We start from the raw sequence: 22,731 nt of genomic DNA on the forward strand, positions 1-22,731 counted from the left end.
GGAGCCGCCATGGATGCCAAGGAACTGATCGCCCGCCGCGTGGCCCGCGAGATTCATCCCGGAATGCTCGTGAATCTCGGGATCGGTCTGCCGAGCCTTGTCGCGAACTTCGTCCCTGCCAATGCCGGGGTGTTCTTCCAGGCCGAGAACGGTGTGATCGGCCTGGGCGCGCGACCACCGGAAGGGATGGAGGACCCGAACCTGACCGATGCCGGTGGCGGGTTCGTAACTGCCGTTCCCGGCGCGGCCTCGATCGACAGTGCCATGAGCTTCGGGCTGATCCGGGGCGGGCATCTCGACATGACTGTTCTGGGTGGGCTTCAGGTCGATGCGAGGGGACGACTCGCCAACTGGAAGGTGCCAGGCAAGATGGTTCCCGGCATGGGCGGCGCGATGGACCTGGTGACCGGCGCGAAATCGGTCGTCGTCGCCATGCAGCACAGCGCGCGGGGCGAGCCGAAGATCGTCGCCGAATGCAGCCTGCCGCTGACCTCGCTGCGGCGGGTGAACCTGATCGTGACCGATCTTGCGGTGATCATTCCAACCGAGGATGGACTGGTGCTGACCGAAACCGCCCCGGGCATCAGCGTGGACGAGGTGCGTGCCCAGACCGGAGCGCCCCTGACGCTGGCGCCCGACCTGCGCGAAATGGAACTGGCCTGAGGGCCTCGCCGGAAAGCCCTTGAAGGCTTCCGGCAGACGTCTTGCAAGCAATTTGCGGTCGAACGGGCCGGGGCCATCACGCCCCGGTCAACTGGTCGTAGGCCAGCGTCGCGACCGCCTTGAGACGGTCCTTGGGCAGATCGCCCACCACGGCACAGCCGAGATCGCCCTCGACCCACCATACCCCGCGCGTCGGGCCCTTGTCGGCAAAGCGCAGCGCCGTTTCGGGCTGGCGCGGCTCGGGCGCGATATACAGCGTCAGGCGTTGGCCCTGATCGTCCTCGTACATCATCAGCGCCGCAGCGCCGCGCGTGTCGGGCAGCACGCGACCGCCGACCAGGTGGAACCCGTTCGCCGTCAGATCCGGCACGGCAAGCTGCTGGCCGACGCGCTTGGAGAGCCACTTGGTCATATGCGCCTCGTCGCTGGCGGGCACCTCGACCGGGTGGACCACCTCGACCACATAGGTGTCATGCGCGCGGATCGCCGAGGCGAGCAGGCTGTCCGCGCCGCCCGCGCCATCGCCGGTCCAGTGCGCGGCACCCCAGCCGAGGGCGATGCCCACCGCCAGAGGGGCCAGCATTGCCGCGAACCGCCACATGCGCGGTGATGGCGCAGCCGGGCGGGCAAGGGCCGCGGTCAGCCGCTCGGGCAGGGGTTCCTCTGCCACGGGGTCATAAAGCGCATGCAGCGCTGCATCCTGCCGGTCCCATTCGGCCAGCCGCTCGCGCAGGGCAGGATCGCCCTCGGCCATCCGTTCCAGCCGCGCTTTGTCGGCCGCGCTGCCGTGCCGCAGCGCCAGAAGCGCCGCATCGTCGAGTTCGGGCATCCCGCTCACGGTTCCGCCGCCTTCCTCTCACCCCGGGGGCCGCTCCGGCCCGTCATTGTCCTGAGTTCCGCCCGGGCACGCCCCAGCCGCGAGGCGAGCGTGCCCTCTGGCAACTCCAATATGCGCGCGGCCTCTGCAAGGCTCATGCCTTCCAGCCCCACCAGCAGCAGCGCCGCCCGCTGGTCGGCGGGTAGCCGTCCCATCGCCTCATGCACCTCGCGCAGGTCAAGCCGCTCGTCCTGCCCGCCGCTGACGGCCGGTTCGACCATGACACCTACCACGGTAAGCGATGCACGGCCGCGCCGCCGATCGTCGCGGAAGCGGTTGAGGAGAATACGGAAAAGCCAGGCCCGCAGCGGACCCTCGCCTCGCCACAAGTGCCGGCGCGACAGCGCCCGCTCGAGCGTATCCTGGACAAGATCGTCGGCCGCATCGCGATTGCGCAGCAAGGCAAAGGCATAGCGTCTGAGCGACGGCAGACAGGCCTCGATCTCGTCCAGGAAGGTCATTGCCGGCGGTCAGTCCTGCGGCTTGGCGACATGCCAGACGCCGTTGAACCCGTCGCCCGTCGCATCGCCCGGTTTGGCATCCTTGATCCACAGATACAGCGGCTTGCCGTAGTAGGTCCATTGCATCGCGCCGTCCGTGCGGGTGATCAGCCCGAAATCCTTCTCGGCCTTGGCGCCTGCAGGAGCCAGCAGCGGCGGCCAGTTGGCTGCGCATTTGTCGTAGCAGGCCGAAGCTTCGCCGCTGTCCTTGTCGAAGACATAAAGTGTCATGCCCCTGGAATCGGTCAGGGCCGGTCCGGCAGAAGTCGTGCCAGTCATGATGCCGGTTTCGGCTTGCGCAGCACCAGCGGCAAGGATGAAGGCGGCGGCGGTCAGCGTCGTGGAAAATCCGTTCATGTCGTTCTCTCCATCGCATCCGGACAACCGGCCCGGGGCAGGACACCCTTGGAGGGCGTCTGGAGAGAAAGACGAAGGCACCCCGAGAAGCATCCGCAGCCTCACAGGATCGTGAAGTCGAGGTTCAGCCTTGGGCCACGGTCAGCGACAGAAAGCGGGCCAGATCTGCCGCCTCGACACCAAGGGCGCCGGCGGATGGCGGTCGTGACAAAAAGGAAATCGTCAGATCGGCTAGACCCGGCAGCGGCACGGCAGGCGCCTGCCGCTCTAGGTCCGCCGCAAGGGCGATCGGGTCGGCGGGCAGATAGCTGCCGTCTTGGCCCGTGGGGAGCGAGATGCTCGTTGCGCTCCGAAAGAGCACGATCCGCGAACTGGCAAGCTGCAATTCGGCCGTGGCGATGGTCTGGCCCTGGATCAGGCCCACCAGCACGCCGGCCGGCCTGCCCGGCGCCAGAAGCAACAGGTCAATCTGTTCGTCGCCGCGCGCAACGAGGTTGCCGTGAATGACCCTGCCTTTTCGCGCTGCCTGTCCGCTCAATTCGATGCGGCCGCCGGGGATAGCCTCGGTATAGACGATGTCGAGCCTGCCCCGCGCCGCCTCGGCGAAGGCAACATGCCCCCGGATCAGTTCACCAGCGTGAAAGGGCGACCACGCCCAGGAATAGGCAACAAACTGGCCCAGAAGCGCATCCGAGGTCGCTGCGGCACCGCCTTCGCCCAGAAACCGCTGAGCCCGGACATGCAGATCGGTTCTGTCCGTGCCGTAGAGCAGGCACAGCTCGTCCAGAAACGCATCCTCGGAACAGGCCGATATCCACGTGCCGCCGCGCTGTGTGCCGATCAGCCGCGCCCAGTCCTCATAGACCGTCGGCGAACGGGGCAGGGCCCGACCTTGAAGCCATTTGAAGCTGCGCTCGAGATCGACTTCGGTCTGCGGATTGACGGCCCGGAACCGGGCGCAAAGCTCTTTGCGCGTGCCGCAGCCCAGCAGCACGGCAGTCAGGCTCAGTTTTCGGGCGAACACATGCGACATCTGGCTTCTTCGGGCTGACGTTCGGGTAAGGCAGGGATACCTATCCGCTGTTAGTCATCGGATGATGTTGCAGGACTCGTTCTGGATTTTCTTTGAATATGCAAGCCATTTGAGAGAGTTGTTTCGTCTTCGCGCGCCAAGTTCTTGGACTTCCGGCTTGTGCGGTCTGCCGCGGTCGTCGGCCGCAGTTCAATAAACCTTCATTGGCTTGCAATCGATCCGTTACGTTCGTTCCCTATCTCGGCGGCAACCAACCGGGGGCTGCGCGTGCTGGAACTCAGGAACGTCACACGGATGTTCGGCCGCAAGGCAGCGGTTGATAACGCCAGCTTCGTGATCGACCGCGCCGCCTTCATCGGCATCATCGGCCGGTCCGGTGCGGGCAAGTCAACCGTTCTTCGGATGATGAACCGGCTGACCGATGCCTCCTCGGGCGAGATCCTGTTCGAAGGCCGCGACATCCTCACCCTTGAAGGCTCGGCCAAGCGCGCCTGGCAAAGCCAGTGCGCGATGATCTTCCAGCAGTTCAATCTGGTGCCGCGCCTTGACGTGGCCTCAAACGTTCTGCACGGGCTGCTGAACCGCCGCTCGACGCTGGCGACGATGTTCAGCCTTTGGCCCGCCGCCGATATCACCCGGGCGCTCGAGATCCTTGATCGTCTGGGCATCGCCGAACAGGCGCCGAAGCGGGCCGAGGCCCTTTCGGGCGGGCAGCAACAGCGCGTGGCGATTGCGCGGGCGCTGATGCAGGACCCGAAGGTGATCCTCGCCGACGAACCGATCGCCAGCCTCGACCCGATGAACGCGCAGGTTGTGATGGATACGCTCCGTCGCATCCACGAAGAAGACGGGCGCATGGTGGTTGCGAACCTCCACACGCTCGACACGGCGCGGCGATACTGCGACCGGGTGATCGGGATGCGCGACGGGCGGATCGTCTTCGACGGGACGCCCGATCAGCTTTCGACCGGCGTCGCCCGCGACATCTACGGCGCCGACGAGAGCTTCAGCGAAGACGCGACCTCGACCTCGATCGACAGGCTTGGCTCGGGCCCGGACCGGCGCTTTGCCGAAACGATGATTTCCCAGTGAAAGCAGTGCTTTGACCGGGCGCAGGGATCGCCCCGCGCCCCCATAAGGAGAGACGACATGAAACTGACCCTTGCGATCCTTGCGGCTTCCACAGCGCTGGCCGGCGCTGCCTTGGCCCAAGACAAGATCACCGGCTTCAACATCGGCATCCTCGGCGGCGAGAATGCCCAGGACCGCATTACCTCGAACGAATGCTACCGCAAGAAGATTGAGGACGCGCTTGGCGTTCCGGTGAAGCTCTTCACCCCGGCCGACTATGACGGCGTGATCCAGGGGATGCTGGGCGGCACGATCGACATGTCCTGGCTCGGCGCTTCGGCCTTCGCCAAGATCTACCTGACCGATCCGACCGCGGTCGATCTGGAACTGACCAAGGAAAACACCAATGGTCTGACCGGCTACTACTCGATCGGCTTCGCCCGCAAGGACAGCGGCATCACCTCGCTGGCCGATGCCAAGGGCAAGACCTTTGCCTTCGCCGATCCGAACTCGACCTCGGGCTATCTCGTTCCCAACTTCGAGATCGAAAAGCAGGTCGGCGAGGCCGCGGACAAGTACTTCTCGGAAGTGAAGTTCTCGGGCGGGCATGAGCAAACCATCGTCGGCGTTGCCAACGGCGCCTTCCAGGCGGGCGTGAGCTGGGCCGACGGCACCGGCAACTGGGAAGACGGCTACAATTCCGGCGCCTTCCGCAAGGCCGCCGATGCCGGCATCGTCGACATGAACGAGATCGTCGAGATCTGGCGCTCGTCGCTGATCCCGGAAGGCCCGATGGTCGTTCGCTCGGCCCTGCCGGCCGACGTGAAGGAAAAGGTCACCAAGATCACCGCTGATCTGTGGGAAACCGACCCGGAATGCGCCTATGGCGTGGCCGCGGGCGAGGCGAAGGATTTCGTGCCGGTGACGCTCGACGCTTATCAGGGCATTATCGAGCTGCGGAAATCGCAGACCAACTGAGACCGATGCGGCGGGCGGGGGATGACCCCCGCCCGTTTTCCGTCCGGACGAGGGGCCCGCGCATGACCGAAATAGTTCTCGATCCGGCGCCGTCAGACCGGCCGCCTCCTCGGCTGGAGGGCGAATATCTGCGCCTCGTCCAGCAGAGGCGGCTCTACAGCTTCGCGCTGCTGGCCATCTTCCTGCTCCTGCTTGTCTCGGGTTTCATCGCCGCCGATGCGCGCAATGCGGGCGGCTTCTGGGACGGGCTTGATCACCTTGGCGATTTTCCGGCCGAGGTGCTGTCGGAAGCGTGGGCGAACCGTGCCCGCATTCCCGGCCTTCTGATCGCCTTCCTGCCGTCGCTCGTCGAGACCGTGAACATCGCGGCCGTCTCGACGCTGCTTGGCGCGATCGCGGCGGTTCTTCTTGCGCTTCTGTCCACCCGGGGCCTTGCCCGCTGGCCGCGCCTGACCACTGTGTTCCGTCGTTCGATGGACGCCTTCCGGGCACTCCCCGAGGTGGTGATCGCGCTGGTCCTGATCTACATCCTCGGCGGGGGTCCGGTTCCGGCGATGATCGCCATCGCCTTTCATACCGCCGGAGCGCTTGGCAAGCTCTTTTCCGAGGTGGCCGAGAATGCCGACCTGAAGCCCGTCGAGGGGCTGACCTCGGTCGGGGCGACCTGGGGTCAGAAGATGTGGCTTGGCGTCATCCCGCAAGTCGCGCCGGACTGGTTGAGCTATGCGCTCCAGCGGTTCGAGATCAATATCCGCGCCTCTGCCATCCTCGGCTTCGTCGGGTCGGGGGGCATCGGCTATGACCTGAAGGTCGCGATGCAATGGGGGCAGGGGAAGTATGACCAGGTCGTCGCGATCTTCCTTCTCCTTTTCGTCACCATCGTCATCGTCGACCAGATCTCAAGCCATTACCGCAACCTGCTGGTGAAGGGACGTGCCCAATGACCTCCCTCCCGCTTCAGCCTACCAGCGACCTGCGCGGCGAAGTGGTGGCGCTGTTCGCCCGCCGCCGCCGGTTCTCGTTCCTGATCCCGGCGCTGATCCTCGCCTATCTCATCTATATCGCCGTCGCTTTCGACTTTGCCGGCATCGCCGGGCGAGCACGAATGGACAACGCCGCAACGCTCCTTTCGGATTTCTGGAGCTACAAGACCCATGTGACGCGTGACGCGCGCAGCGGTTCCGTCTCTGTCGCGATCGAGGGCGAGGCCAAGGGCCTTTACCCGCGCGACAAATGGCCCGCCTGGGTGAAGGAAACCGACGGGATCACCCATATCGACCTCGGCCGCGGCAGTCTGGTAACCTATGAGGGCGACCGCGCCACCTTCACCATCCCGGGATCCGGCGACGTGGTGATCGAACGAACGCCCCAAGGCGTGACCTTCACCGCGCCGCCGGGCTTTCCCAAGGAGCGGATCAGCGCCTCGGATGCCAAGGTCACAGTCACAGGTCCGCAGGGGCGGGTCAGTGTCAGCCGTGCCAAGACCGAGACCTTCCGCTACGCGCCAGGGTGGGAGCTGTTCTTCTTCACCATCGACAGCCCGTTCTATGGCAAGGGGCCGCTCGAAGTCGCGGCACTCGCTGTTTCGGGAGAGCGGATCGATCCCGGTCAGGCCAATATCGCGCTGATGGCCAGCGAATTCTGGAACAACCGCATGTGGCATCACCGCGACGTGGCCGGCGCGCTGTTCGAGACAATCCTGATGGCCTTCCTGGGTACAGCAACTGGCGCGATCATCGCACTGCCACTGGCCTTCCTCGCCGCATCGAACCTCACCCCCAGCCGAAGCGTGCGTTTCGGGGTGCGGCGCGTCTTCGACTTCGTCCGCGGTGTTGACGCGCTGATCTGGACGATCGTGCTGGCCCGAGCCTTCGGCCCTGGTCCCCTGACCGGCGCGCTTGCCATCCTCATCACCGAGGTCGGCAGCTTCGGCAAGCAGTTCTCCGAGGCCCTGGAGAACATCGACGGCAAACAGGTCGAGGGCATCCGCTCGACCGGCGCCAATGCCGCGCAGCGGATGCGCTTCGGGGTGATCCCGCAGCTGATCCCGGTCCTGCTCAGCCAGGTGCTGTATTCCTTCGAATCCAACACCCGCTCGGCCACGGTGATCGGCGCCATCGTCGGAGGCGGGATCGGCCTGCTGCTGACCCAGGCGATCATCACCCAGAAGGATTGGGAGGACGTGGCCTACTACATCCTCCTCATCATCCTTATGGTCATGGCGATGGACAGCCTTTCGGGCTGGCTGCGGAAGCGGCTGATAAAGGGAGGCCATTGAGTGGATGCCGTGCCTCTGTCACACATCCGGGACCCCGAAAGGAGACCCGGCATGCCTAAGCTCTCGGCCGATCAGCCCTTTGTCCACAATGGCTGCGAGATCTCGAATTCCAGCTTCGGCGGCTGGTGCGAGGTGGGCGAGGGCTCGCGCATCCAGAATTCGACCTTCGGCGACTACGCCTATTGCGATCGCTATTCCGACATCGCCAATACCACCGTCGGCAAGTTCGCGAATATCGCCGCCTTCACCCGGATCGGTCCGACAGACCATCCGATGGGGAACGCCTCGCTCCACCATTTCCTCTACCGCTCGTCCTACTACTGGGAGGATGCGAAGGACGATCCATCCTTCTTTGCACGACGCAAGGCGCGCCGGACGGAGCTTGGCCATGATTGCTGGATCGGCCACGGCGCGATCATCCGTCCCGAGGTGACCGTCGGGATCGGCGCAGTTGTCGCGGCCGGGGCCGTGGTGACGCGGGATGTGGCGCCCTACATGATCGTTGCGGGGGTTCCGGCGGTGCCGCTGCGCGAGCGCTTCACCCGCGCCATTGCCGAGAGGCTGCTGGCGCTTGCCTGGTGGGACTGGGATCATTGCCGCCTCCGGGCTGCGCTGGACGATTTCCGGACGCTGCCGGCCGAAGCCTTTCTCGAGAAGTACGGCGGCTGACGGGGGCGCGACCAAGGGCGTCGACGGCGTTCTTGGTCCGTTAGGGCCAGTCGGGCGCGATGGATGCGCCTAGTCCGGCGCGACGGTCAGCGTGACCCGGTCGCCGGCGAACCAGGTCGTGCCGTATTCCACCGGGACGCCCTGACCGTCGACATTGACCGATACCGATTTCAGCAGCGGCGCCCCTTCCTTAAGGCGCAGCCGCAGCGCCATCAAAGCGTTGGCGGCCTGAGCGGTGATGCGGGTCGACGCGCGGGTGTAGTCCGTTACGCCTGCCTTGGTCAGCGCCGCCGTGATCGAGTTCAGGCGTTCGAGATGCGGCATCAGACCGGGCAGGCGCGCCGCCGGAAAGACCGAGCGGAAATGTGCGATCTCGACTCCGTCGGCCAGTGACAACCCCTCGATCACATGGACCTCATCTCCTGGCGAAAGGCCAAGGGCCTCTGCCTCTTCCGTGCTGGCGGCTCGCGTCGCGCGCGAGAGGAGTTGCCGGGACGGGATCCGTCCCGTGGCAAGCAGGTTCTGATGAAACCGGACCCGCCGCCCCAGAGGATAATCCGCCGGCACGACCGAAACGTAGACGCCCGAACCACGCCGGGCATGGACCGTCCCCGCTTCGGCCAGAGCCGCCAGGGCATGGCGCACGGTATGGCGGTTCACGCCGAAGCGGCGGGACAGGTCCGCCTCGGTCGGCAGCTTGTCTCCCGGCCGGTAATGCCCGGCGGCGATTTCCTCCGACAAGGTATCCGCGATGGTTTTCCAGATCGCGCTGCGTACCAGTTCCGCCTCCCGTCATGAAAATTTCATCCGGCCATTGCTTGCGTGAAGCGCGGCTTGTGGATAATATTTGTCTAGTTGTATATTGATCTGGACAAATCCGCAAGATGTCCGTCGAACGCCCCTTCTCGCAGGAAATCCTTGCCCGCCGTCGCTGGATGGGGCTGGCGGCGCGCTCCGGTCCTGATCGGCTGCGAGAGCTTCTGCCGGATCTGCCGGCTCATGAACTGCTCCGCACGCCCGAGATCGGCGCGGTGATGGTGCAGGGGCGTGCCGGCGGCACCGGGACACCGTTCAATCTTGGCGAGATGACCGTGACCCGCTGTTCGGTCAGGCTCGCAAGCGGAGAGGTCGGCCATGCCCATGTGCAGGGGCGCGACCGCGACCATGCCCGCCGTGCGGCCATTCTCGATGCCCTGATGCAGACCGACGCTGCGCCGGACCTGGAAGGCAAGGTGCTGTCGCCCCTTGCCCAGGAGGAAGCCGCCAGACGCGCGTCCCGCGCCGCGAGGGCGGCGACGACGCGGGTCGAGTTCTTCACGCTGGTCCGGGGGGAAGACCAATGATGTCGCAGGCGCTTGGCGGCGGCTTCGCCGATGCTCCGGTCCAGTCCGCGCGTGCGTTTCGCACCGCGCTTGATGCAATGGCGCGACCTGGCCGCATCCTCCGCGTCGGCGGGGCAAAGCCGCCCGCGCCGCTGTCGGTCGCCGCGGGGGTGCTGTTGCTGACGCTCTGCGACCGGACCACACCGCTGCATCTCGCGCCGGGCCATGATGCGCCCGAGATCCGCGACTGGGTCACCTTTCATACCGGCGCGCCGTTGGTCACGCCCGGTGCTGCCGCCTTTGCGCTTGGCCGGTGGGAAGCGCTTCAGCCGGTCACCCGTTTCCGCATCGGCCAGCCCGATTATCCCGATCGCTCTGCTACTCTGATCGTCGAGTTGGACGAACTGACCAATGAGGGGGCTGTGCTGACCGGGCCGGGGATCGAGACAGTGGCCCGGCTTTCGCTGCCGGAGCTTTCTGCTTTCCATCTGAATCGTGACATTTTCCCATTGGGTTATGACACGTTTTTGACGTCCCGTGACAAGATCGCCGGCCTGCCGCGCTCGACCCGCGTGGAGGCCGGCTGATGTATGTTGCGGTCAAGGGCGGCGAGCGGGCGATCGACAATGCCCATGCCTGGCTTGCCGAGGTCCGGCGTGGCGACCGGGACGTGCCGGAGCTGACCGTCGCGCAGATCCGCGAACAGATGACCCTGGCGGTGAACCGGGTCATGGCCGAGGGGTCGCTCTACGATCCGGATCTGGCTGCGCTGGCGATCAAGCAGGCGCGGGGCGACCTGATCGAGGCGATCTTTCTCGTCCGGGCCTACCGGACCACCTTGCCGCGTCTCGGCTCGTCGGCGCCGGTCGAGACCGGCGCGATGGCGGTGACACGCCGGATTTCCGCAACCTTCAAGGATCTGCCGGGCGGTCAGATCCTGGGGCCGACCTTCGACTACACCCACCGGCTGATCGACTTCGCCTTGGCGGCAGAAGGCGCTGATGCGGCCGAACCGGCGATGCCCGCCGTGGACAAGGTCGAAGAGGTTCCGCATGTCATGGAATTTCTCAACAAAGACGGACTGATACAGTCTGAACTTCAAGAGGGCGCGCAAGTGCCGGACCTCACCCGCGAGCCGATGGAGCTTCCCGCGTCCCGGCCGCTGCGGCTGCAGGCGCTGGCGCGGTCGGATGAAGGGTTCCTGCTGTCGCTCGCCTATTCGACGCAGCGCGGTTACGGGCGGACCCATGCCTTTGTGGGCGAGCTTCGCATCGGGACGGTCGCGGTCGAGATGGAGGTTCCGGAGCTCGGCTTTCCGGTCGAGATCGGCGAGATCGAACTGACCGAATGCGAGACGGTCAACCAGTTTACCGGCTCGAAAACCGAGCCGGCGCAGTTCACCCGTGGCTATGGGCTGGTCCTGGGGCAGAGCGAGCGCAAGGCGATCTCGATGAGCCTTGTCGACCGGGCGCTGCGCTGGCGCGAGCTGGGCGAGGATTTCTCAGGAGCGCCTGCACAGGATGAGGAATTCGTGCTGATGCACGCCGACAATATCCAGGCGACCGGGTTCCTCGAACATATCAAGCTGCCGCATTACGTGGATTTCCAGGCCGAGCTGGAACTGATCCGCAAGCTGCGGCGCGAGACGGAGCCGAGTGATCTGGCGGCGGAGGAGCAGCCATGAGCGACTACAACTTCGCCTATCTCGACGAACAGACCAAGCGGATGATCCGCCGCGCGATCCTGAAGGGTGTGGCGATCCCCGGTTACCAGGTTCCCTTCGCCAGCCGTGAGATGCCGATGCCCTATGGTTGGGGGACAGGGGGCGTGCAGGTCACGGCGGCCTGCCTGACGCCTGACGATGTGCTCAAGGTCATCGACCAGGGCGCGGACGACACGACCAACGCCGTGTCGATCCGCCGTTTCTTCCAGAAGACCGCCGGGGTCGAGGTGACCGAAGCGACGGCAGAGGCCACGATCATCCAGACGCGCCACCGCATCCCGGAGACGCCCCTGACCGAGGGCCAGATCCTGGTCTACCAGGTTCCGATCCCGGAACCCTTGCGCTTTCTCGAGCCCCGCGAGACCGAGACGCGGCGGATGCATGAACTCGAGGAGTACGGGCTGATGCATGTGAAGCTCTACGAGGACATCGCCCGCCACGGAACGATTGCAACCTCTTACGACTATCCGGTCAGGGTCGAAGGGCGCTATGTGATGGATCCCTCGCCGATCCCCAAGTTCGACAATCCGAAGCTGTCGGGCAACCCGGCGCTGCAATTGTTCGGCGCGGGCCGCGAGCAGCGGATCTATGCGCTGCCGCCCTATACGCAGGTTGTGAGCCTCGACTTCGAGGATCACCCCTTCGTCGCGTCGAAGGCAGAGCATGACTGCGACCTGTGCGGAGCGAGCGACAGCTATCTGGACGAGGTCATTACCGACGATCAGGGCAACCGGATGTTCGTCTGTTCGGACACGGACTATTGTCGGACGCGCCGGGCGGCGGGGCTGGTGGGCCGGCTCGGGGGAGAGGCGGCGTGAACGCACGAATTTTCTACGAAAATTCTGAAACTTCGCAGGAATTTCGGTGTGCGGAGCGGCCACTTCTGGCGGTTCGTGGGCTGACGAAACGCTATGGCGAGCGGATCGGCTGCGCCGAGGTCAGCTTCAATCTCTGGCCGGGCGAGGTACTGGGCATCGTCGGCGAAAGCGGGTCGGGGAAATCGACGCTGCTCTCCTGCCTTGCCGGGCATCTGGCGCCGGACGAGGGCGAAGTGGTCTTTGCCACCGCCGAGGGGCCGCGCGACACAGTGACGATGTCGGAGGCCGAGCGCCGCCGGCTGGCGAGGACAGACTGGGCCTTCGTGCATCAGAACCCCCGCGACGGGCTGCGCATGGGCGTCAGTGCCGGCGGCAATGTCGGTGAGCGCCTGATGGCGGTGGGCGCACGGAACTACGGCGCGATCCGGGGGCGGGCGCTCGACTGGCTGGAGCGGGTCGAGATCGCAGCGGACCGGATCGACGACCGGCCGCGCGCCTTTTCGGGCGGCATGCAGCAGCGCCTGCAGATTGCGCGGAACCTTGTCACAGGACCGCGGCTCGTGTTCATGGACGAGCCGACCGGGGGGCTTGACGTCTCGGTGCAGGCGCGGCTTCTGGACCTTCTGCGCGGGCTGGTGCGCGAGATGGGCCTGTCGGTCATCATCGTGACCCACGACCTTGCCGTGGTGCGCCTGCTGGCAGACCGGCTGATGGTGATGAAGGGGGGCCGCGTGGTCGAACAGGGGCTGACCGATCAGGTGCTGGACGATCCCCGGCACGCCTACACGCAGCTTCTGGTCTCCTCGGTCCTGCAGGTGTGACGATGATCCATGTGTCTGATCTGTCGAAGAGTTTCACCCTGCACAACCAGGGCGGCGCGGTGATCCCGGTGATGGCGGGGGCAGCGCTTTCGGTTGAGCCGGGGGAATGCGTCGGGCTGACCGGTGCGTCCGGGGCGGGGAAATCGACGCTTATGCGGATGGTCTATGGCAACTACCTCGCCGCAGCCGGGTCGATCCGTGTCGGCGATCTGGACGTGGCGCAGGCCGAGCCACGCGAGATCATTGTGCTTCGGCGCCGGACGCTTGGCTATGTCAGTCAGTTCCTGCGGGTCGTGCCACGGGTGCCGACGATCGAGGTGGTGGCCGAGCCGCTTCTGGTGCTTGGCGTCGCCCGGGATGAGGCGCGGGACCGGGCTGCGGCGCTTCTGGCGCGGCTCAATATCCCCGAGCGGCTTTGGGGCCTGTCACCCACCACCTTCTCTGGCGGCGAGCAGCAGCGGGTCAACATCGCGCGCGGCTTCGTCCATACCTATCCGGCGCTGCTGCTCGACGAGCCGACGGCAAGCCTCGATGCGGCCAACCGCGAGGTGGTGCTGCAGTTGATCGGAGAGGCCAAGGCGCGGGGCGCGGCGATCCTGGGCATCTTCCACGACGAAGGGGCGCGAGTCCGGGTCTGCGACCGGCTGGTGGATGTCACACACTTCACCCCGGGCGCGGCATGAGCGGGCGCATCTTCGCCATCGTCGGACCGTCTGGCGTCGGCAAGGACACGTTGCTGGCCGGGGCAGTCGCCGCCGATCCCCGCCTGCACTGGGCGAAGCGGGTCATCACCCGTCCGGCCTCGGCTGGCGGAGAGCCCTTCGAAGGCGTCACGGTCGAAGAGTTCGAGCGGCGTCGCGCGGCCGGAGAGTTTGCATTGCACTGGACGGCGCATGGCCTGTCCTACGGCATCCCGACGAGCGAAATCGCGGGGCTTGCCGAGGGGCGCGACATCCTGTTCAACGGCTCGCGCGCGGCGTTGCCCGCGGCGCGCGCGGCTTTTCCGGAGGTGCGGGTGATCCGGATCTCGGCACCCTCCTCGGTTCTGGCGGAACGGCTTCTGGCGCGGGGGCGCGAAAGCCGGGCCGAGATCGAGGCGCGGCTGGCCCGCGCCAGCTATGATCTGCCACCCGATTGCGCGGTGATCGACATCCGGAACGACTCCACCCCGCAGGTCGGGATTGCGCGCCTTTGTGCGGCGTTGCGCGAAACGAGGCATGTCCTGTGACCGAGACAATCCTTGCAAACGCCTCACTGGTTCTGCCTGGCGAAGTGATCCGCGGCAGTCTGCGGATGGCGGAGGGGAAGATCGCTGCCATCGATTCAGGCGGTGCCGTCGCGAAGGGCGCGATCGACTGCGGCGGCGACCTCGTCGCGCCGGGCCTGATCGAGTTGCATACTGACAACCTCGAACGCCACATCCAGCCGCGGCCCAAGGTCGACTGGCCGCATGCCGCCGCGATCATTGCCCATGACGCGGAACTGGCCAGCGTCGGCATCACCACGGTCTTCGATGCGCTGCGGGTGGGTTCGATCGTGACCAGCAACACCAATTACGGCGAATATGCTCGGGCGCTCGCGACCGAGATCCTTGCCCTGCGGGCCGAAAATGCCCTGCGGATCAGCCATTTCCTGCATCTGCGGGCCGAGATCGTGTCGCTGACGCTCATCGACGAACTGAACAGCTTCGGTCCGGATGACCGTGTCGGCATTGTCAGCCTGATGGACCATACCCCGGGCCAGCGCCAGTTCCGCGACATCCGCAAGCTGGCTGACTACATGATCGGCAAGCACGGGATGAGCGAGGCGGCCTTTGCCGCCCATGTCGCCGAGCAGCAGGACGTCTCGGCCCGGATCGGGGCGGTGCACGAGGCGGCTGCGGTTGCGGCGGCACGGCGCTTTGGCGCGGTGCTGGCGAGCCATGACGACACGACAGCGCAACAGGTGGCGGTCTCGGCCGGACATGGCGTGCATTTCGCCGAGTTTCCGACAACCGTAGAGGCCGCGGCGGCCTGCCATGCCCATGGCATCAAGGTGATGATGGGCGCGCCGAACCTGATCCGGGGCGGCTCGCATTCCGGCAATGTCTCGGCGCGGGCGCTGGCCGAGGCGGGGCTTCTCGACATCGTCTCGTCGGATTACGTGCCCTCGGCGCTTCTGTCGGCGGCGTTGATGCTGGGCGATCTCTGGGGCGACATGGCGCGGGCCATCGCAACGGTGACACGCGCGCCGGCCGAAGCGACGGGACTGACCGATCGCGGTCGGCTTGAGGTCGGTGCGCGGGCAGATGTGATCCGGCTGCACCGGATCGGCCAGGCGGCGGCGCTGCGGGGAACCTGGGTCCAGGGGCGGCGGGTGGGCTGAGCGACGCGGGAGTGCCGCGATCACACCTCTAGCAGTTGTCGATTTTCGAACTTGCGCGCGTTTCTGCACTGCAGTATTCGATCCCAGATTTGCACAAATCATACTTCTGACGAAAACCCGCCGGCATCGCTGCCGGCGGGTCTTTTCATTGGATGATGCGGTCAGCCGCGTTGCTTGGCGATGGCGGCCAGCAGCATCTCCTGCCGCCGCAAGGCCCGGATGAGCGCCTTGCAGCAGTCGTCTCCGCCCGGCCGGCCGCCGCCGCCTTCCTCCTTGCCGTCGCCTTCGCCGCCACCGGGTGGGCGGCGCGGGTCGAGAACGGCCTTGGTGCGGTGCGCCTCGCGGTGGAAGGGATGGCTGCCCTGCATGCCGTCGGCGATGAAGGTCAGCTGGTAGTTCCCGGCGACCCAGGTCTGGGTGAAGGTCCCGCCATAGTCGCCATCCTCGGCCTGGCCATCCTGATGGGTGCCATCGTCGATCAGCGTCAGCAGGCTGACCTGCCCGTTCGGCGCCTCGACGCGCACCTTCACCGTGGCGCCCCTGACCGGCAGGTCGGCCTCGCTCAGCACCGCATTCAGCCGGATCGGATCGCCGATGTATTTGTTCGCCGGATCGACATAGGGCTGCAGCCGCAGGTTCGAACCCGCGCCGATGGCGATGCCGTAGTCAACGGGATCCTTCAGCTTGAAGCAGCGCTTGGGCAGGAAGCCGTTTCCGGTACTGCCTCCCTCGCGCCCATCCACTTCGCCCGAACAGACATAGCCGTCGTGATGCACCCAGACGGTCCAGAGGCCGACATAGCGGTCGGGTTCCTTGTTGGGGAAGAAGAACTCGACGAAGCGCGCCGTAGGAGTCGACCGGTAGCGCACAGCAAAGCCGGGCGGCAGAGAGTTGCCCGACAGGATCTCGCCCTTCGGGCTTTCAATATGGAAGGGCAGGCGATGGCCGGGCATGTCATAGACGACAACCATCGCATTCACGTCGCCCGGCAGGACGTTGAACTGGTGCGGATGCTTGTCGCCGGGCGAGATCGTGTAGAACGGATCGGAAATCTGCGACAGACCTGCCGTCTCCATGAAGATCTGGGTGAAGTATTTCTCCAGCAGGAACCAGTTCTTGCCGGTCAGATCCTGCGCGCCCTGATAGCTGGCCCCCGTCGCCGTCGCGATGGCGGTCAACACGCCCGAGCTGATCTGTCCGGGCTGGCCGATACCGATGGCATAGGTCTTGTCGGTGATAGCCAGCGGATCACTGTCCTGCGGGGTGTTGTCGGGCCGGCGCATGCCGTCGGCCGCATCCGCCCCAGAGAGTGACAGCCACGGGCCGCTTCCGCCTTTCTGGAAGCAGCGGTTTTCCATCCCGTCGGTCAGGACCACCATCGCCTTCTTCAATTGTGGCGGGTTGGCGGGATGGGCCGTCGCGAGCTGTTCCATGCCAAGGATCGCGCCCCCGGCAATATTGGTCATGCCGGTTGGGGCAAAGGGTGGGTTGGCCAGCGCCCCCATCAGCGCGGCACGGTTGGGTCCGGCCTCGACCATGGACTGGTGCGTTTGCGGGAGTTCGTTGAACCCGACGACTGCGCAGCGGTCCGGGGCGGTGTCGCGCAGCATCTGCACGAGCAGCTTCGCGCCAGACAGCGCCGCCTCCATCTTGTTGCGCGACCAGGCCGGATCATCCATCGAGCCAGACCGGTCGAGCACCAGTGAGATGTCGATCGGGACCGGATCGATGATTTCGGCAGAGAGGGGGAAATCCCAGGTCTTGGTGCCTGGTTCGTTGGTCCCGTTGTGGCCCTCGATGCGCAGGACCGCGCTGAAGGGACCGTTGGCCCCGTCAGCGAAGAAGCTGACCGCGACCGGCTGCACCGGATTGCCTACTGCTCCGGGGCCACACCGGACGGAGGGCAAGACCGAATAGGGGCGCGAGTCCGGGGCATCGGTAATGTCGTTCTCGGGCAGGACCAGGCCGAAATTCGCCGCCTGAGCAGGGGTTGCCCCCGCGATGATGCGGGCGGTGAAGGTCAGGTCAGCGTCGCCGGTGTTGGTGACATCGATGAAGCGGACGGTACGGAAGCCGCGTTCAACCTTGCCGAAGGTCAGGGGCGTAATCACCTGAACCGAGATCGCCGCGTTCGGGATGCAGCCCGCGCCCGTGCAATGGATGGTGCGGGGCGTGCCGGCAGATGGGGTAACGGTGATGTCCCGCGGGGTCGAGGTGCCGTCGGTCGTAGTGGTGAAGGCCACGTTCTGCGGCGCGGTGGTTGCCCCGACCGGCAGGGGCAACCCGGCAACCGGTGCCCAGGTGAAATCCGACCCGCCTGGCGGAGGGGCGATGGCGATGGTGAGGTTCAGATCGCCGTTGTTGGTGACGGTGAAGTTCTTGTTGGCGGTGCCGGGCGGGATCGGCACGGTGCCGAAGGCCAGCGCGCTGACCGATGTCGCGATCGAGGCGACCGCCGCCCGCGCCTTGCCCTTGCAGGAGATGACGCTGTCGCCATTCGCCGGAGTGCGGGTGATGGTCAGGTCGCGCTGGATGCTGTTCGACGGCGCGGCGGGCGCAAAGACGATGTCGATGGTCATCGTCTCGGTCGGGGCGAGGACCTTGGGGAACTTGGCCACCGAGGCGGCCGTCAGCGAGTAGGGGGCAATGTTGGCGACGCCGTTGATCGTGATGCAGTCGCTGCCTTCGTTCTTCAGAGTGACCGTGCGGGTGGTGGCGGCGAGCGCCGGGTTGCTTGCGCCCAGCACCGCTTCGCCGAAATCCACGTTCCCGCCGACGACCTTGGCGCTGCCCAGGGGGCGCGGCCCGGCCGTCTGGTTGCTGAAGCCCGAATTCGGATAGTGCATGATCAACTGGCTGGCCGTGATTTCGGCCCAGGGCGTGTTGCTGATGTTCGACACCACATTCGGGCCGGACAGGACAACCGCGCCATTGTCGCTGCGGCAGATGGCAAAGTTCTTCATCTCGTTCACCGTCGTCGTCGGGGCCCAGATGAAGACGAGGCTGCCATTGCCGGGGCTGGCCGAAAGACTGGGCAGGCCGGTGCCGCTTGAGACGCTGCTTTGCGTCAGAAGGGGGGTCAGGCCGGGCGTGCTGCCCGAAACGGTAAAGTCCACGATCGACAGAAAGCGGTCGAAAATCCCCGGTCCCCCGTCGATCCGCAGCAGCGCGACGAAGCCCGACCCGAAGACCGCACTGCGGAAATCGCCATTCAGGACAAGAGCATTCGGGTAGGAGGAGTGACCTACCGAAATGCTGGACGCGGTTCGGGTGATGGTGATCGCCCCGGAGTTGAAGTTTGTGGTCGAAAAGGTGACGTTCGAAAAAGTGCCGTTGGACAGGTTGAGACAAGGCATGGCGACATCCTCCGGTCGGAATGACTGGTGCGGGAAAACGTTGTTTGACAGGGCTTTAACGAAATGACTTCACGAAAAGCCTACGCCTTCCGCGGCGCAGGTCAACGCGGAAGACGCAAGGCATTTCAGGGGTTTGACGCGACTCTCACGTTGCCTTGCGGCGCCGTGTCACGCAACCGGTGGTGGTCAGGCGCGGATGTAGTGCAGCCCGGTGAAGCGCTCGCGCAGCGCCGCTGTGCGCGGCGCCACATCTTCAGGCCGGTTGCCGCGCAGTCCCTCGGCGATCAGAGCGGCCAGTGCCGGGGCGTCGGCGGGGGTCACGCCACGGCGGACGAGTTCGGGGGTGCCGATCCGTAGGCCGTTCATGTCGCCTGCCACCTCGGCGATCGGCAGGCCGATGCCGCAGGCGAGGAAACCGGCGCGGCGCAGCGTCCTGGAGGCGGCCTGACCGCCGCCGAAGGCCGCGGCCTCGATGGCGAACTGGTGCGATTGTGTGGCGCCGCGGTCAGCGGCGAAGACTGGCAGGCCGAGGGCGGCGAGTTCCTTCGCCAGTGCCTGGGCGAGGTCGATCATTGCCCCAGCATAGGCCGCCCCATAGGCGCGCCAGTCGAGCAGAGTTATCGCCAGCGCTGCCGATTTTGCCGCGTCGAAATTGGCGGTCAGGCCGGGGAAGGCGATGGCATCCAGCCGTTCGGCGATCGCGGCGTCATTGGTCACGATCAGCCCGCCCGCCGGGCCGCCGAGGCTCTTGTAGGTGCTCATCGTCATGAGATGCGCGCCCTCGTCGAGCGGGTTTGGCCAGGCCTTACCCGCGATTATCCCGCATTGATGGGCGGCGTCGAACAGGACCTTCGCGCCGACTTCATCCGCAATCGCCCGGATCTCGCGCACGGGATGGGGGAAGAGGTTGAGGCTGCCGCCGATGGTGATGATCCGGGGCTTCACCTTGCGGGCGAGGTCGCGGAGCGCGGCGAGGTCCACCGTATAGCCATCGGCATTGACCGGGGCAGGGTGGGTTGTCAGCCCGTAAAGCCCCGCACAGCCCGCCTGATGGTGGGTCACATGGCCGCCGACCGCCGCCGGGGGCGCGATGATCGCGTCGCCCGGTTTTGCCAGCGCCATGAAGCCGTAGAGGTTGGCGAGCGCGCCGGAGCCGACGCGGATTTCGGCATGGGTGGCGCCGAAGACCTCGGCGGCGAGTTCGGCGGCGATCACCTCGATCTCTTCGATGGCCTCCATCCCCATCTCGTACTTGTCGCCGGTATAGCCGAGCGAGGGGCGGCTGCCGATGCCGCGGGCCAGTGCCGCCTCGGCCTTCGGGTTCATCACGTTGGTCGCGGGGTTGAGGTTGAAACACTCGGTGTCGTGGATTTCGAGGTTGCGGCGGATCAGCGCCTCGATCCGGGCATCAACGGCGGCATCGGTCGCCTTGGCCGTTTCCCCGGCGATCGACTGGACACGGGTTTCGCACAGGTCGGGAACCCAGGGGCGGGGGACGAGAGTGGTCATGGCGGCGCTCCTTCTTGGCTTGGGATCAGGAAAACCGAGGTTGAGCTTGCGGGCAAATCAGATTTGCGAAAATCTAGGGTCAGAAAAATTGAGTCTATTATGGCCGTTGCGCCGCCCAAACCGAAAGACCTTTCGCTGTCCGCGCTTCGCGCCTTCGAGGCGGCGGCGCGGCTTGGCGGCTTCGCGGCGGCGGCCGAGGAACTGGGCGTCTCTCCCGGCGCGGTGACGGCGCATGTCAAGGCGCTGGAGGATCGGCTGGGGGCGGTGCTATTCCAGCGAGACGCGAAGGGGGTGCGGCTTACGGCGCTTGGCCAGAGGGTGTTGCCCGGTCTGTCAGAGGCCTTCGACCATCTTGCGGCGGCAAGCCACCACATGCAGGCCGAGGCCGCACCGCAACTGGTCCATATCGCCACGCTCCCCGCCATCGCGCAGTTCTGGCTGTCGCCCCGCCTGCCCGAACTGCGCCGGATCGCCCCGGAAATCTCGGTTTCGATCACTGCGATGGAGGCGCCGCCGAACCTGAAGCGCGCGCCTTACGATCTTTGCCTGTTCTTCGGCGGCTCGCAGGGAACCGCACTGACCGAGGACGTGATCTTCCCGGTCTGCGCGCCCTCGGTCGCGGCGCGGCTCCGTTCGGTGGCCGATCTGGCGGATGTCCCCTGCCTGTCAGACACGGCATGGTCCGAGGATTGGGCGCTGTGGCTGGCCGCGGCGCAGCCGGAAGGCGGGATCGCCCCGCGCGGGCCGGCCTATTCGCTTTACGCTCTGGCGGTGGAAGAGGCGGTCAACGGCGCGGGCGTGCTGATCGGGCACGAGGCGCTGGTGGCGCGGCATCTGGCCGCAGGGCGGCTGGTCGCGCCCTTTGCCGAACGTGCCACGACGGGGCGCAGCCTGAGGTTGTGGTCCGCGCCGCCGGCAGGTCCGGCCGCGCGGCAGGTCATGCGCTGGTTGACGGAGAGCGCCTGATCAGCCCTGCCATTCGCTGGCCTTGTATTGCGAACAGTAGAGCCATTCCGGGTTGATCTCGACCCCCCAGCCCGGCGCGTCGGTGACGATCGCGTGGCCGTCCTCGATGCGGTAGGGGTCGCCAAGGAACAGCCCGTCCTGCCACGGGTAGTAGTCCAGCCCCTCGATCGAGAATTCCAGATACTTGCCCGCATTCGGGATCGCGCGCAGCAGGTGCATCGTGCACATGGTGACGAGGCCGAGGTTCGCGGCATGAGGGGTAACGGGTAGGCCGGCCGCCTCGGCCATCCTGCAGACGGCGAGCGTGCGGTTGATCCCGCCCAGATACATCACGTCGGGCTGGACGATATCGACGACATGGCTGTCGATCATCGTCTTCCAAGCGGTGAACTCGCAATCCTGCTCGCCGCCCGCCACGTCGATCTTGAGCGCCTCGCGCACCTCGCGGGTCTGGTCGAATTCCCAATAGGGGCAGGGTTCCTCGAAATGGCCGATGCCCTCGTCCTCGAGCAGGCGGCCGACTTCGATGGCGCGCTTGGGGGAGTAGCAGGAATTGCCGTCCACGAGCTTGTCGATGCCGTCACCGAGGGCGCGGGCAACGAGGGGCACGATCGCCTCGGTCCGGCCCGGCCATTCGTCCTGATCGCGCCCCGTCTCGGCCCCCACGCGCCACTTGAAGGCGGTGAAGCCCTTTTCATCGCGCAGCTTCAGGAAGCGGTCGCGTTCGGCCTCGGGGGTGATGTCGCGCTTCATCGAGCTGGCATAGGCGCGGATCTTGCCCGGCGTTCCGCCCAGAAGCTCGACCACCGGCTTGCCCGCGAGCTTGCCGCGCATGTCCCAGAGCGCGGTATCGAGACCGGTCGTGGCGCGGCGCAGGTAGGAGCCGGGGAACTTGTGCTCCTTTTCGTTGATCTTCAGCAGCGTGTCGGAGTGGTCGAGCGCGTCGGAGCCGAGCGCATAGGGAGCCACCTGCCGGTGCAGGATCTCGCAGGTGATGTCGGCGTTGTATGTCGAGACCTGACCCCAGCCCTGCTCGCCGCTGTCGGTTGTCACGCGAACGAATCCCACGAAGGGGGTACAGAAGGTTTCAAGCTTGCGGATTTTCATGGGTGGATTCGCCTGTTGGGTACCGATTCTGCAACCGGCAGCGGAGTTTGGCCGGTTCACGACGGCGCGAGGTTAGGGCTGGCACCCCAACAATCCAAGGGGCTGAATGTCGGAAAACGCGCCCGATGTGACGCCGCGTGAAGACCGCGATTGACAGACGTGAAACAGAAGGAAGAATGCGTTCTGCAGGTGCCTTGCATCAGGCACCGGATCGTCGGGGGAAAACCGCAACAGTCATTGAATTGTCACGCGCGCCCTGCATGTCACAGATCGCCATGAAAGGCGACGATGCACGCAAATTCGCAACAAGGGAGTTACC

23 protein-coding genes are annotated in these 22,731 nt (G+C 65.9%); 15 read left to right on the top strand and 8 right to left on the bottom strand.

Annotated elements, in window-relative coordinates:
* Positions 1–9 precede the first annotated feature (9 nt).
* On the top strand, positions 10–663 hold the full coding sequence (locus L0V05_RS18530) for a 3-oxoacid CoA-transferase subunit B (protein WP_234872987.1): 654 nt from the start codon (positions 10–12) through the stop codon (positions 661–663).
* A 76-nt stretch (positions 664–739) separates the two neighbouring features.
* Here L0V05_RS18530 and L0V05_RS18535 read toward each other — a convergent pair whose 3' ends face one another.
* From L0V05_RS18535 to L0V05_RS18550, 4 genes are all read right to left on the bottom strand, one after another.
* Entirely contained in the window at positions 740–1,501 is a 762-nt protein-coding gene (locus L0V05_RS18535) for an anti-sigma factor family protein (protein WP_406565993.1), read from the bottom strand.
* Positions 1,498–2,001, bottom strand: coding sequence for a sigma-70 family RNA polymerase sigma factor (locus L0V05_RS18540; RefSeq protein WP_234872988.1), 504 nt, complete (start codon positions 1,999–2,001; stop codon positions 1,498–1,500). The genes L0V05_RS18535 and L0V05_RS18540 overlap by 4 nt, the downstream gene beginning before the upstream one ends.
* A 9-nt stretch (positions 2,002–2,010) precedes the next feature.
* Positions 2,011–2,397, bottom strand: a complete 387-nt coding sequence (locus L0V05_RS18545; RefSeq protein ID WP_234872989.1) for a COG4315 family predicted lipoprotein — start codon at positions 2,395–2,397, stop codon at positions 2,011–2,013.
* Positions 2,398–2,521: 124 nt separating this feature from the next.
* Entirely contained in the window at positions 2,522–3,430 is a 909-nt protein-coding gene (locus L0V05_RS18550; protein WP_234872990.1) for a hypothetical protein, read from the bottom strand.
* 267 nt (positions 3,431–3,697) lie between these two features.
* On the opposite strand from L0V05_RS18550, the gene phnC reads away from it, so the two are divergent.
* The 5 genes from phnC to L0V05_RS18575 all read left to right on the top strand — a co-directional run bounded on the left by phnC (position 3,698) and on the right by L0V05_RS18575 (position 8,426).
* Positions 3,698–4,522 carry a phosphonate ABC transporter ATP-binding protein gene (phnC, locus tag L0V05_RS18555; protein WP_234872991.1) on the top strand — a complete coding sequence of 275 codons (825 nt, stop codon included), beginning with the start codon at positions 3,698–3,700 and terminating at the stop codon, positions 4,520–4,522.
* Positions 4,523–4,579: 57 nt separating this feature from the next.
* Positions 4,580–5,479, top strand: coding sequence for a phosphonate ABC transporter substrate-binding protein (gene phnD / locus L0V05_RS18560; protein ID WP_234872992.1), 900 nt, complete (start codon positions 4,580–4,582; stop codon positions 5,477–5,479).
* 62 nt (positions 5,480–5,541) lie between these two features.
* Positions 5,542–6,423 (top strand): phosphonate ABC transporter, permease protein PhnE, encoded by an 882-nt coding sequence (gene phnE / locus L0V05_RS18565; RefSeq protein ID WP_234872993.1) that lies wholly within the window; start codon positions 5,542–5,544, stop codon positions 6,421–6,423.
* Positions 6,420–7,757, top strand: a complete 1,338-nt coding sequence (gene phnE / locus L0V05_RS18570) for a phosphonate ABC transporter, permease protein PhnE (protein ID WP_234872994.1) — start codon at positions 6,420–6,422, stop codon at positions 7,755–7,757. Before phnE (L0V05_RS18565) ends, phnE (L0V05_RS18570) begins: the two co-directional genes overlap by 4 nt.
* A gap of 51 nt (positions 7,758–7,808) precedes the next feature.
* Entirely contained in the window at positions 7,809–8,426 is a 618-nt protein-coding gene (locus L0V05_RS18575) for an LbetaH domain-containing protein (RefSeq protein WP_234872995.1), read from the top strand.
* A 69-nt stretch (positions 8,427–8,495) separates the two neighbouring features.
* Here the strand turns inward: L0V05_RS18575 and phnF are convergent, their stop codons facing one another.
* Positions 8,496–9,206 carry a phosphonate metabolism transcriptional regulator PhnF gene (gene phnF, locus L0V05_RS18580; protein ID WP_234873183.1) on the bottom strand — a complete coding sequence of 237 codons (711 nt, stop codon included), beginning with the start codon at positions 9,204–9,206 and terminating at the stop codon, positions 8,496–8,498.
* Positions 9,207–9,310: 104 nt separating this feature from the next.
* Between phnF and phnG the strand changes: the two genes are divergently transcribed.
* Genes phnG through L0V05_RS18620 form a run of 8 tightly spaced genes read left to right on the top strand, consistent with a single transcriptional unit; the run spans position 9,311 to position 15,474 of the window.
* Positions 9,311–9,769, top strand: a complete 459-nt coding sequence (gene phnG, locus L0V05_RS18585) for a phosphonate C-P lyase system protein PhnG (RefSeq protein WP_234872996.1) — start codon at positions 9,311–9,313, stop codon at positions 9,767–9,769.
* Positions 9,766–10,335: a phosphonate C-P lyase system protein PhnH gene (gene phnH, locus L0V05_RS18590; RefSeq protein WP_234872997.1), complete on the top strand. Its 570-nt coding sequence runs from the start codon at positions 9,766–9,768 to the stop codon at positions 10,333–10,335. Before phnG ends, phnH begins: the two co-directional genes overlap by 4 nt.
* Complete coding sequence (locus L0V05_RS18595) at positions 10,335–11,432, top strand: carbon-phosphorus lyase complex subunit (RefSeq protein WP_234872998.1); 1,098 nt, start codon at positions 10,335–10,337, stop codon at positions 11,430–11,432. The genes phnH and L0V05_RS18595 overlap by 1 nt, the downstream gene beginning before the upstream one ends.
* Entirely contained in the window at positions 11,429–12,289 is an 861-nt protein-coding gene (locus tag L0V05_RS18600; RefSeq protein ID WP_234872999.1) for an alpha-D-ribose 1-methylphosphonate 5-phosphate C-P-lyase PhnJ, read from the top strand. The genes L0V05_RS18595 and L0V05_RS18600 overlap by 4 nt, the downstream gene beginning before the upstream one ends.
* A gap of 8 nt (positions 12,290–12,297) precedes the next feature.
* Positions 12,298–13,110, top strand: coding sequence for a phosphonate C-P lyase system protein PhnK (gene phnK, locus L0V05_RS18605; protein WP_234873184.1), 813 nt, complete (start codon positions 12,298–12,300; stop codon positions 13,108–13,110).
* Between the two features lie 2 nt (positions 13,111–13,112).
* On the top strand, positions 13,113–13,793 hold the full coding sequence (gene phnL, locus L0V05_RS18610) for a phosphonate C-P lyase system protein PhnL (RefSeq protein WP_234873000.1): 681 nt from the start codon (positions 13,113–13,115) through the stop codon (positions 13,791–13,793).
* Entirely contained in the window at positions 13,790–14,338 is a 549-nt protein-coding gene (gene phnN, locus L0V05_RS18615; protein ID WP_234873001.1) for a phosphonate metabolism protein/1,5-bisphosphokinase (PRPP-forming) PhnN, read from the top strand. Before phnL ends, phnN begins: the two co-directional genes overlap by 4 nt.
* Positions 14,335–15,474, top strand: a complete 1,140-nt coding sequence (locus L0V05_RS18620) for an alpha-D-ribose 1-methylphosphonate 5-triphosphate diphosphatase (protein WP_234873002.1) — start codon at positions 14,335–14,337, stop codon at positions 15,472–15,474. Before phnN ends, L0V05_RS18620 begins: the two co-directional genes overlap by 4 nt.
* A 161-nt stretch (positions 15,475–15,635) precedes the next feature.
* On the opposite strand, the gene L0V05_RS18625 is transcribed toward L0V05_RS18620, so the two are convergent.
* Together L0V05_RS18625 and glyA are read right to left on the bottom strand one after the other, a co-directional pair.
* On the bottom strand, positions 15,636–18,830 hold the full coding sequence (locus L0V05_RS18625) for a VWA domain-containing protein (RefSeq protein ID WP_234873003.1): 3,195 nt from the start codon (positions 18,828–18,830) through the stop codon (positions 15,636–15,638).
* Positions 18,831–19,016: 186 nt separating this feature from the next.
* Complete coding sequence (gene glyA / locus L0V05_RS18630; protein ID WP_234873004.1) at positions 19,017–20,339, bottom strand: serine hydroxymethyltransferase; 1,323 nt, start codon at positions 20,337–20,339, stop codon at positions 19,017–19,019.
* Between the two features lie 99 nt (positions 20,340–20,438).
* Here glyA and L0V05_RS18635 point away from each other — a divergent pair, with 99 nt between their 5' ends.
* Positions 20,439–21,305, top strand: coding sequence for a LysR family transcriptional regulator (locus tag L0V05_RS18635; RefSeq protein WP_234873005.1), 867 nt, complete (start codon positions 20,439–20,441; stop codon positions 21,303–21,305).
* On the opposite strand, the gene L0V05_RS18640 is transcribed toward L0V05_RS18635, so the two are convergent.
* Positions 21,306–22,412, bottom strand: coding sequence for a mandelate racemase/muconate lactonizing enzyme family protein (locus L0V05_RS18640; protein ID WP_234873006.1), 1,107 nt, complete (start codon positions 22,410–22,412; stop codon positions 21,306–21,308).
* Positions 22,413–22,731 lie beyond the last annotated feature (319 nt).

Source organism: Alitabrizicola rongguiensis (assembly GCF_021491355.1).
Taxonomy (GTDB): Bacteria; Pseudomonadota; Alphaproteobacteria; order Rhodobacterales; family Rhodobacteraceae; genus Aliitabrizicola; species Aliitabrizicola rongguiensis.